This is a genomic window from Meridianimarinicoccus zhengii (assembly GCF_003254465.1).
Classification (GTDB): Bacteria; Pseudomonadota; Alphaproteobacteria; order Rhodobacterales; family Rhodobacteraceae; genus Meridianimarinicoccus; species Meridianimarinicoccus zhengii.
The window spans coordinates 1-9,659 of record NZ_QDFI01000114.1 but is presented as its reverse complement, the minus strand read 5'-3'; the positions used below and the strand labels follow the sequence as shown (position 1 = coordinate 9,659).

Sequence of the window (9,659 nt, the reverse complement as noted above, 5' to 3'; positions counted from 1 at the left end):
TCAACGCGCGCATCGCGGCCACGCGGCGGGAGCACACGAACCGCCGCGGCACCGTGGTCTTGGCCTTCGCGGTCGGCCCCGGCGGCGGGCTGGCCGCGCTCGACATCGCCCGGTCGTCGGGCGACAGCGCGCTGGACCGCATCGCGCTCGACCATGTCCGGCGCGCCGCCCCCTTTCCGCCCCCGCCCGAGGGTGCGCAGACCCGGTTCAGCATCGCCTTCGAGGGCCGGCGCTGAGGGGGGCCCGCATCCCGACAAAAAACCGCGGCAAATATATTTGACTCTTTTACTAAGGTTTGCGATGTGCCTAGAGTTCATCGCGTCCCACCCAACACGGCAGGCCCCGCGTCTCACTTCCAGCGGAACGGACCCTGCCCATGAGATACGCTTGCCTCACCCTGACATCGGCGCTGGTCGCCACCGGCCTCGCGGCGCAGGAACAGCCTGCGATGCTCGACCCGGTGATGCTCGGCTCTGCCCTGCGCGACAAGCGGTCGATCCTTGACACGCCGGTTGCGGCCAGCGTGGTAGAAGGCGAAGCGCTTGATACCCGGCAGGCCAGCGACTTCGAGGGGCTGATCGGCGACATCCCCGGCGTCAGCATCGACGGCGGGCCGCGCGGTATCGCGCAGGAACCCAATATCCGGGGCTTCCGTGACGAACAGATCGTGCTGCGCTTCGATGGCGGGCGATCCAACTTCAACCAGGCACATCGCGGGCGGTTCTTCGTCGACCCCGACATCGTGCAACGCATCGAGATCCTGCGCGGCGGCGGGTCCACCCTGTTCGGGTCGGGCGCGCTTGGCGGCGTGATCTCGGTCGAAACGAAGGACGCCGACGACCTGCTGGAACCGGGCCGCAGTTTCGGCGGACGGCTGCGGGCGGGCTATGCCAGCAACGGCGAGATCGCGCAGGGTAGCCTGACGCTGGCCGGGCGGTCTGGCCCGGTGGACGTTCTGGCCTTTGGCGGGCTGCGCAGCATCGGCACGGATCTCGATGACGGCAATGGCGACGCCATCCGCAACTCGCAGCTCGACCTGCGCAACGGGCTTGTCAAGTTCGGACTGGAACCGACGCCGGACCAGCGCATCGAGCTGAGCCTGTCGCGCTACGAGGACGAGGGCACCACGCCGCCCAACGCCAATGCCGCATCGGGCAGCGGCGACGTGGACCGGGATGCTACCGTGTCCACCGCGCGGCTGTCCTGGGACTATGCGCCCGCGGGATCGGACCTCGTGGACCTGTCGGTGCTGCTCTATGGCAACGACCTGACCATCGAAGAAGAGCGCATCGCCAGTCCCCGCGACGACCGCACCGAATACCGCACGGTCGGTGCAGAGGTGGTGAACCGGTCGCGTTTTGACGGCGTCACGTTGGTCTACGGGATCGAGGCCGTTCGCGACACGCAGGAAGGCACCCGCGACGGGGCGGCGCGCGCACAGTTCCCGGACGCCACCGCGACGACGCTTGGCGCCTTCGCCGAAGCCACCATCGCGGTGACGGACCGGTTCGAGATCATCCCCGGTCTGCGCGTGGACCGCTACGACCGCGACCCCGACGCCGCCGGGCTCGATGCGGTGGAGGAGGATTTCGTGTCGCCCCGGCTCGGCTTCAGCTACCGCCCCACCGACGACTGGCAGATCTTCGGCAATGTCGCGCGGGCCTATCGCGCACCGACCCTGACCGAGCTTTACAACGACGGCACCCATTTCGCCGCCGCGGGTTTCCCGCTGGGCCGCGGGCTGAGCTTCAGCGGTGTGAACCGCTTCGTGCCCAACCCCGACCTGAAATCCGAGAAATCGACACAGGTGGAACTGGGCACGCGCCTGTCGCAGCGCGGCGTGTTCGATCCCGCCGACCGGCTGGACCTGTCGGTGAACGCCTATTACGCCGATGTGGAGGATTACATCGACCAGACCGTGACCTTCATCGATTTCTCGACGATCCGCGGTGGGCGCGGCGGTGCGACGGTGGATGGCACGACGACCAGCCGCAACACCGATGCGACGCTCTGGGGGCTTGAGGCGGAGGTCGATTACGATGCGGGGTTCTGGTTCGCGGGCGCGGGCCTGACCCTGCCGCGGGGCGAGGACAGCGACGGCAACGCGCTGGGGTCGATCCCGCAGGACCGGCTGACGGCGACATTCGGGTTGCGGCCCACCGCGGCGCTGACCGTGGGCGCGCGGGCGACCTTTACCGCGACGAAGACCGACGTGCCCGCGGGCGCGGCCGACGCGGCGGGCTACGAGGTCTATGATCTCTTCGCCTCGGTGGCGCCGACGGACGGACCGCTGGCGCGCACGGTGTTCCGCCTCGGGGTGGATAACCTGCTCGACGCGCAATACACGATCTATCCCAACGCGCTGCCGCAGCCGGGCCGGACCTACAAGATCTCGGCCAGCGTCGCCTTCTGATCCGATGTGCGTGCCGCCGGGTGGTCCCGGCGGCGCCCGCGCCCCGTGCCGGTCATGGGGCGTTGTGCCAGGGATCACGACCAACGCAATGCCATCGGCAGTTGCCCGCCGCGCCAAAAAGCGTCCAATTTCAGTCAACAACAAGATCACCTAGGCAAGAAACCGACAGGGTCCCGACGCAGGCACGCGCCCACCTCACAGCAGACATGACATGACACGCGTGCTCGCGCCCGTCCGGGCCGGGGTGGTGCTGAGCGATCAGGGCACCGACAGGACAAATCTGCTCGACGTGCCCGGCGGCGGCCGCAGGACCTTTTCCAGCGCTACCAGCGCCGCAGGGCTCGCCGCGCCCACGACCAACACTTTCACCTTGCTGGAGACGCGTGACGGCGGCGTCTACGCGGGCGACGGCAATGCCGATGCCGTTACCGCCTGATCGACCGCAACGGCGACGATGTGGTTTTGCGAGGCGCGCAACGCCTCTGGCGTCAACTTGCCCATACCGAACGGGCTGGTGCAGGTTCGGACGGCGCAATCTACATGGTCAACGCGGATTTCGGTCGCCGCCCCCTCAACACGCCGACCCGCGTGGCGGGACTGGCTGGCGAAGCGGTCGTCGCGGTGTCCTCGGCCAACGGCCAGACGCTCGCGGCGATGGCGGACGGGAACGTCTGAGCCCGGCGCATCGCTTTCGGCGCGTTTCGCTACAGGGCCACGATATGGTTGTCCCAGGCGCAGCCGTGGCGTGCCAGCGGGCGGGCGCCGTCTGGGCCGATGGCCAGCAGCCCGCCCAGCCCGTCGCTGGCGAGGTATCCGTCGCCCAGCGGTGCCAGCCCGCAGATATCGCTGCGCGACACGGCGCCCCGGAACGCGCCGGTGGCGTCGAACCGGTGCAGCCTTCCGCCGCGGGGGGAGGTGATGGCGATGTCGTCGCCCGCCCCGGCGAAGGCGATGCTGCCCGCGTAGCCCTGCATGGCGATCTCGTCGGCCAGCGGAGCCTCCGCCAGCACGGGCGCCGCGCCCCGCCGGTGCAGGCCCAGAAGCGGCGGCGCGGCGCCCGGTTCCCCTTCCCACTGCATCGCGAAGCCCACCAGCCCGTCGCCGCGCACGGCAAGGTGCCGGATGGAGTTGCGGTGCAGGTCGGTGTCAAGCTCCACGATTTCCTGCGCGCGCCCCGCAAGATCGAGATAGGCGAGGTTCGGGCGCATCGTGGCGATGTTCAGCTTGGTGCGGTCCTCGGGGTCCGTGGCGATGCCGCCATTGGCCACCGCAAGCGCGGCACCGCCGGGCATCAGGCGGATGTCGTGCGGCCCCACTCCGCCCGTGGCCCATTCACCCGCGCGGACGTAACCGGCGGCAACATCCCACAGACCGATGATGCCCGCGCTGTCGGCGCTGGCCTGTTCGGCGGTCAGCAGCAGCGCGCCATCTTGGGCGAAGACCCCGTGGCCGTTGAAGTGCCGCCCCGGTGGCGGTGTCAGCTTGTGGCGCACGATGCCTGTGGCGCAGTCGATGACCAGCGCGAAACGGCCCGGACGGCGGGCGAAGGCCACGGCCTCGGCAAGCTGCGGATGCCCCGCGCCAGCGTGGCCGCGCGCGGGCAGCGGCACGCGGAAGCGGAGGCCGCCCGCGCGGTCCAGCCCATAGAGCGCGTGCTGTCCGCCCGTGTCCCGCGCGGCGGCCAGGTAGGACGGGTTCCCCGCCGCCGCCCAGCCAAGCCGCGGTGCCGCCCCCGCCGCAAGAAGCGATGCGATGAACCCCCGGCGTGTCGTCATGGCGTCAGTCCCCGTCCTGCGCGTTGAAGCCCGGCGCGATGCCCATGGGCGTGCCAAGCTCTGCCGCGATGGCAGTGTGCAAACCGTCCACGGCCTGCTGCAGCACCTCCACCCGTAGCCTCGCGGCAGGGTCCGCGATATCGGCGAAGGCCGGGTCGGAGATGCGGCCCGCCGCGTCACGCACGCGGCCCATGGCGGCGGTTGTGACGGGCAGATCGTGCCCCGCCAGCGCCAGCGCCATGTCGTGCCCGGCCTGCGCGGCCAGGATCACGTGGCGCAGGCTTCGGCCTGACCGGCGCGCCTCGGCCAGCGCGGGGCGGGGTCGGTCGAAGGTGCCCATGGGGCGGCCCAGCCGCTGGTCGGCGGTGAACTCCAGCCCCCCGAGGACCTGGGTATAGACTGCGCGCAGCGCCTCGTCGCCGCTCAGGTAGGTGGCGTTGCCCGGCGCGCCCGCGCTGCGCAGGGTTGCCGCGAAGCCGTCGGTCCAGGCCGTCGCCAACGCCGCCGCCTGCCGACGCAGATCGGCGGCGATGGTCGCGGCGAGTCGGCAGGTGTAGTTGTCCGTCGCGTATTCCGCGAAGGCCGTGGGATCTCCAGCGACGGGGTCCTCCTCCGCCACCAGTCGCGCCAGCGTGCGCTGGGTGAAACCGCGCGGGTCGGGCCAGAAGGCGATGGACAACGCGCCGGTTTCCGACGGCTCGATGCGCAGATCGCCTACGGGCAGCCACGCATCGAAGGCCGCGTCGAGCCCCGGGCGAAGCGCCGGGGCCCGGCAATCGGCGGCGGCGTCATCGGCCAGCGCCCCGGTCGCATCGGCGAAGGCGGCAAGGCCCGGCAGGATGTGCCGGTCGAGCAGCGCGCCCACATCGGCGCGGGCCGGGACGGTGGCGAGCATCAGCGCGGCGGCTATGAATGTCAGGCGCATCACAGGCTCTCCAGATAGCGGATCAGGGCGTCGCGTTCCTCGGGTGGCATCTCGACCACCCGGGCGCGGGCGGCCTGTGCCTCGCCGCCATGCCACAGCACGGCCTCCAGCAGTGACCGCGCCCGCCCGTCATGCAGGAAATACGTGTGTCCCGACACCGTTTCGGTCAGCCCGATCCCCCAGAGCGGCGCCGTGCGCCATTCGCGCCCGTTCGCGCGGCCCTCGGGGCGGTCGTCGGCCAGCCCCGGCCCCATGTTGTGCAGCAGCATGTCGGTATAGGGCCAGATCAGCTGGAAGCTGGCCGGGTCCTCCCCCGCCAGCCTGTGGGTGACGTAACTGGGCCGGTGGCAGGCCGCGCAGCCCGTGTCGAAGAACACCGCGCGCCCGCGCAGCACCTGGCGGTCGTCCACGTCGCGCCGCGCGGGCACGGCGAGCGTGCGGCTGTAGAAGGTCACGAGATCGAGGCCGGTCCTGTCGATCTCGACCCCGCCCTGCTCCGGGTCGCCGCCATGCCGGGCGGTGATGCAGTCGGTCTGCGCGGCGGTGCAGTCGCCCGCACCATCCGGATGCAGCGGGTTGGAGATGCCCATGTCGCCCGCAAAGGCGCTCGCGGTCTGTTCCAGCACCGATCCGTTTCCCGCCTTGTGCCCGAAGCGGCCCAGCATGGGCTGGTCGTACAAGGCGGACCATACGATCTGCGGGCGGCCCGAGATGCCGTCACCGTCCGCGTCACTCGGGTCGGCCCATGCCAGAATGTCCTGCGCCGGGACCGCCTCCAGCAGCCCCATGCCGATCATCTGCGGGGCCACGCGCGGCGACAGCATGGCATCCGGGTGCAGCGGGCCATAGCCGGGATCGGCGGCGGCATAGGTCGGGCGGCGCAGGGTCGCGGTCTCGCCCCCCGACAGGGGCACGGTGATGTCCTCGTAGTCGATCCGCATCTGCGCCTCGGGCGTGTGGCCGGGCAGGCTGAAATCCTGCAACTGCGTGCCATAGACCGGATCGGGCGCGGTCGCATGGGTCCCCGCGATATAGCGCGCGGTTTCAACCATGTCCGGAGCGGGGACGGAAATGCGCAGGAACATCGACACGGCGGTGTCGTCCGGGCCTTCGGGCGGGTGGCCGCGCCCGTCCTTGATGTGGCAGCGCTGGCAGGACCGCGCGTTGTAGAGCGGCCCCAACCCGTCGGACGCGATGGTGGAGGCAGGCGCCGACACCCAGATCCGTCGGAACATCCCGTTGCCCACCCGGAATTCCAGTTCCTGGGCGAAGGTCAGGTTGGCGGCGGGCTGCGAGAACGCATCGGCGGTGTCGCGCGCCCGGACGGTCTGGGCACCGCCCGCGTTCTGCTCGAACGGCCAGGGGGCGGAGAAATCGGTGGGCAGGGCGGTGACGGCATCGATCCGCGCACGCTCCGCGTCAGTCCGGGGAATCACGTCCAGATGCGGGTCGCCGAGCCCCGTCCAGGGCGGCGATTCCGCCTGACCGGCCGGCAGAGCCGCTGGAAGGCAGGCAAGGAAGAGCGCCAGGAAACGGCATAGAACGCGTCGCATGAATCAACTCCGGGCAGCGGGCGGCGCGGGGATGCCACGCCGCCCGCAAGTCGGTTACTGGAAGACGGCCGACGGGTTGTCGAGACTGTCCGATCCCTCGATCGCAATCCCGCCCAGATCGAGCGCCGCCACGATCCGCTCGATCGACCGGGTCTGCGCGATCAGCGCATCCACCCCGCCCATGATGAGCGCCTCCCCCCCGTCATCGCCGCGCGCGAGCATCATGTCGTAATGGAACCCGGCCTCGGCGGCGGTCTTGATCTGCCCCAGCGCGCCCATGGTTTCCAGCAGCCGGATGCGCATATCGGCATCGAGCGCGGGGTCAGTCGCGGCGACCAGATCAGACAGCGACGGCCCGGACACGTGGCTGCCGTCGATGCGCACATATTCGCCGTGATAGACGTTCCGGATGCCCAGCCCGTCATAGTAGTGATCGTTATGGGTGTTGTCGGCGAAGCAGGAATGCTCCTCCTCGGGGTCGTTGAGCATCAGCCCGAGCCGCATCCGCTCCCCCGCCGTTTCGCCGTAGGACAGCGAGCCCATGCCGGTCAGGATAGTCGTCAGCCCGGCCCGTTCGTCGTCGGTCACGGCCGCGCGGGCCGCGCCGCCTTCGGTCCATTGTGCGGCCATCCATTCGAGATCCGACACCAGCAGATCGGTCGCCGCCGTCAGGTAATCTGCCCGCCGGTCACAGTTGCCGCCGGTGCAGGCATCGCCCGTAGCGTAATCGGTCCAGGGACGGTCGCCGGACCCGGCGCCGTGCCCGTTCAGGTCCTGCCCCCAGAGCAGGAATTCGATGGCATGGTAGCCGGTGGCCACGTTCGCTTCGATCCCGTCCACCTCGTGCAGCGTGTCTTCCAGCAGCGCGGGCGTGATGTCGGTCGCGTCGATCTCGGTGCCCGACAGGGTGAAGGTCGGGTTGGCGATCACGTTCAGCGCGGCAAGCTGGTTGGCGTCCGTGGGTCCGCCATAGGCCCCGTCCACGTAGTCTATCAGCCCTTCGTCCAGCGGCCAGGCGTTCACCTTGCCTTCCCAGTCGTCCACGATCGGGTTGCCGAAGCGGTAGACCTCGGTCTGCTGATAGGGGACGCGGGCCTGCAGCCACGCGGTGCGGGCAGCGGCGAGCTTTTGGGCCGAGGGGTCAGCGGTCAGCGTCTCGACGGCGACCTGAAGCGCGCGCGCGGCGACCAGGCTGTCCTCGTATTTCGCCGCGGCGATGTCGGCATAGGTGTCGAGCACTTCGGCCGCTGTCTGCGCCTGCGCGGCGGCAAGTCCGGCGGCGAGCGCCGTGGTGGTCAGGATCGTGCGGATCATGGTCTGTGCCTTCGTTCATCCGGTTCCGGGTGGCGCAACCGGGCAGGCGTTGCAGCACCTCGGAGGGGAAGAACCGGGCTGGACAGCGCCTATCGCGGCGCACCGCGGCATGTGCCTTGCGGGCGCGCGCGGGTCGTGGCTGGGTTCCGTCAATGTCATGCCCGTGATGGCCCATCGGGGCTGCTTCATTTCCTGACGGAAATACTCTGACATTGCAAGCGCGGATCACTGCGGCATTCGGGCGGGCGCCCGGTCCATGCCGGCCCGAACGGGCAGACGGCTCTTCGACGGATGCGCAAGCCGGGTGCATTGGCGCAGGACCCGCCGTTGCGCCCCGACCCGCGGGTCCGGGGACCGCGATGGCGTTTCAGCGCTTGCGGAGCAGCAGCAGCGCGCCGGTCGCGGCCAACCCGATTCCGGCGGTCAGCCAGATCGCCGACACGCCCCACGCCGTCAGCGCCGCGCCGAAGGCCAGCGGTGCTGCCGCCTGCGCGATCCGCGCGGGTGCGCCCAGCCAGCCGAGCCGTGCGCCGTAGCCCGCCGCCCCGAACAGCGCCAGCGGCAGCGTGCCCTTGGCGATCGTGAGGATCCCGTTGCCCGCCCCGTGCAGCAGCGCGAAGGCATAAGCGGCGGGTCCGCCGAGTCCGACCAACGCCACGGCGGCCACGGGATGCGCCGCCGCCGCGATGCGCGTGGAAACGAGCGGATGGAATCGCCGCAGCAGGCCGAACTCCAGCATCCGCGCCGCCACCTGTGCCGGGCCGATCAGGGCACCCGCCGCGATGGCGACAGCCGTGCTGGCCCCCGCGGCCTGCAGCAGGCCCGGCAGATGCGCGGCCATGGCGGTGGAGTTGAACCATGTCGCGGCGAAGACGAAAGCCAGAAGCCCGAGTGCCACGGGCGACGGCGGCGGACCGTCCTGCGACGCCGTCGCGGGTGCGGGCAACGTGGCGTTCCCTCGTGGCAGGCAGGCATTGAGCGGCAGCGCGACGCACAGGTGGATCAGCGCCCAGCCGAGGCAGGCCTCCCGCCAGCCCCAGGTCGCCAGCATCAGCCCGGACAGCGGCCAGCCCACGGTGCTGGCGAACCCGGCGATCAGGGTGATCCCGGTGATCGGACCGCGGGCGTCCTTGCCGTAGATGCCCGCCAGCGTGGCAAAACCGGCCTCGTAAAGCCCGATCCCCATGCCCAGCCCGATGACCGCCCAGCCCGCGAAAAGAACCGCCGGCGACGGGGCGGCGGCCAGGAGCCCGAGCCCGCAGGCAAAGACGAGGTTCGACAGCAACAGCACGCCGCGCCCGCCTGACCCGTCGATCCGTGCGCCCGCCCATGGGCCGACCGTGGCCGAGACGACCATGGCCATGGAGAACGCGCCGAAGATCCAGACCGGCGACAGCCCGAATGACGCGGCCATGGGCACGGCGAGAACCGCGGGGATATAATAGCTCGACGCCCAGCTGACCGTCAGGGACGACCCGAGGGCGGCGACGATGGCGCCCCGGTGCCTCGGCGAAAGTCTTGGAATCATGATCGGGTGTCGGTCCAGAATGACGGCACTGCAAAATGCCCGTACCGGGCGGCCTATGCCAGTGCGGTCCAGATCTGGAACAGCAGCCCCGCGGCGAAGGCGCCGGTCAGCGACAGGGCGATGTAGAGCGCGAAGACCGGCGGCCGCGCCA

The 9,659-nt window shown here is 70.5% G+C and carries 9 protein-coding genes; 4 read left to right on the top strand and 5 right to left on the bottom strand.

Going from position 1 to position 9,659, the window contains the following annotated elements; translation table 11 throughout:
- From DDE13_RS21050 to DDE13_RS23645, 4 genes are all read left to right on the top strand, one after another.
- Window positions 1-236 (top strand): energy transducer TonB family protein (locus tag DDE13_RS21050; RefSeq protein WP_162631152.1); only part of this gene is annotated, 236 nt, incomplete at its 5' end.
- 140 nt (window positions 237-376) lie between these two features.
- Entirely contained in the window at window positions 377-2,413 is a 2,037-nt protein-coding gene (locus DDE13_RS21045) for a TonB-dependent hemoglobin/transferrin/lactoferrin family receptor (RefSeq protein ID WP_111406187.1), read from the top strand.
- Between the two features lie 211 nt (window positions 2,414-2,624).
- A complete protein-coding gene (locus DDE13_RS21040; protein WP_111406186.1) occupies window positions 2,625-2,849 on the top strand; it encodes a hypothetical protein in 225 nt (74 codons plus the stop codon).
- Between the two features lie 104 nt (window positions 2,850-2,953).
- Window positions 2,954-3,088, top strand: a complete 135-nt coding sequence (locus tag DDE13_RS23645) for a hypothetical protein (protein ID WP_268951270.1) — start codon at window positions 2,954-2,956, stop codon at window positions 3,086-3,088.
- A gap of 29 nt (window positions 3,089-3,117) precedes the next feature.
- Here the strand turns inward: DDE13_RS23645 and DDE13_RS21035 are convergent, their stop codons facing one another.
- From DDE13_RS21035 to DDE13_RS21010, 5 genes are all read right to left on the bottom strand, one after another.
- Window positions 3,118-4,188: a DUF1513 domain-containing protein gene (locus DDE13_RS21035; protein WP_111406185.1), complete on the bottom strand. Its 1,071-nt coding sequence runs from the start codon at window positions 4,186-4,188 to the stop codon at window positions 3,118-3,120.
- 4 nt (window positions 4,189-4,192) lie between these two features.
- A complete protein-coding gene (locus DDE13_RS21030; RefSeq protein ID WP_111406184.1) occupies window positions 4,193-5,113 on the bottom strand; it encodes an imelysin family protein in 921 nt (306 codons plus the stop codon).
- Window positions 5,113-6,666 carry a di-heme oxidoreductase family protein gene (locus DDE13_RS21025; protein ID WP_111406183.1) on the bottom strand — a complete coding sequence of 518 codons (1,554 nt, stop codon included), beginning with the start codon at window positions 6,664-6,666 and terminating at the stop codon, window positions 5,113-5,115. Before DDE13_RS21025 ends, DDE13_RS21030 begins: the two co-directional genes overlap by 1 nt.
- Before the next feature lie 54 nt (window positions 6,667-6,720).
- A complete protein-coding gene (locus DDE13_RS21020) occupies window positions 6,721-7,980 on the bottom strand; it encodes an imelysin family protein (RefSeq protein WP_111406182.1) in 1,260 nt (419 codons plus the stop codon).
- Between the two features lie 367 nt (window positions 7,981-8,347).
- Complete coding sequence (locus DDE13_RS21010) at window positions 8,348-9,508, bottom strand: MFS transporter (protein ID WP_111406180.1); 1,161 nt, start codon at window positions 9,506-9,508, stop codon at window positions 8,348-8,350.
- Window positions 9,509-9,659 lie beyond the last annotated feature (151 nt).

What these genes read in the sequence shown, in the direction of transcription:
- DDE13_RS21040 (WP_111406186.1), top strand. Translation starts at nt 2,625, where the DNA reads ATGACACGCGTGCTCGCGCCCGTCCGGGCCGGGGTGGTGCTGAGCGAT.
- DDE13_RS21025 (WP_111406183.1), bottom strand. Translation starts at nt 6,666, where the DNA reads ATGCGACGCGTTCTATGCCGTTTCCTGGCGCTCTTCCTTGCCTGCCTT.
- DDE13_RS21030 (WP_111406184.1), bottom strand. Translation starts at nt 5,113, where the DNA reads ATGCGCCTGACATTCATAGCCGCCGCGCTGATGCTCGCCACCGTCCCG.
- DDE13_RS21010 (WP_111406180.1), bottom strand. Translation starts at nt 9,508, where the DNA reads ATGATTCCAAGACTTTCGCCGAGGCACCGGGGCGCCATCGTCGCCGCC.
- DDE13_RS21045 (WP_111406187.1), top strand. Translation starts at nt 377, where the DNA reads ATGAGATACGCTTGCCTCACCCTGACATCGGCGCTGGTCGCCACCGGC.
- DDE13_RS23645 (WP_268951270.1), top strand. Translation starts at nt 2,954, where the DNA reads ATGGTCAACGCGGATTTCGGTCGCCGCCCCCTCAACACGCCGACCCGC.
- DDE13_RS21020 (WP_111406182.1), bottom strand. Translation starts at nt 7,980, where the DNA reads ATGATCCGCACGATCCTGACCACCACGGCGCTCGCCGCCGGACTTGCC.
- DDE13_RS21035 (WP_111406185.1), bottom strand. Translation starts at nt 4,188, where the DNA reads ATGACGACACGCCGGGGGTTCATCGCATCGCTTCTTGCGGCGGGGGCG.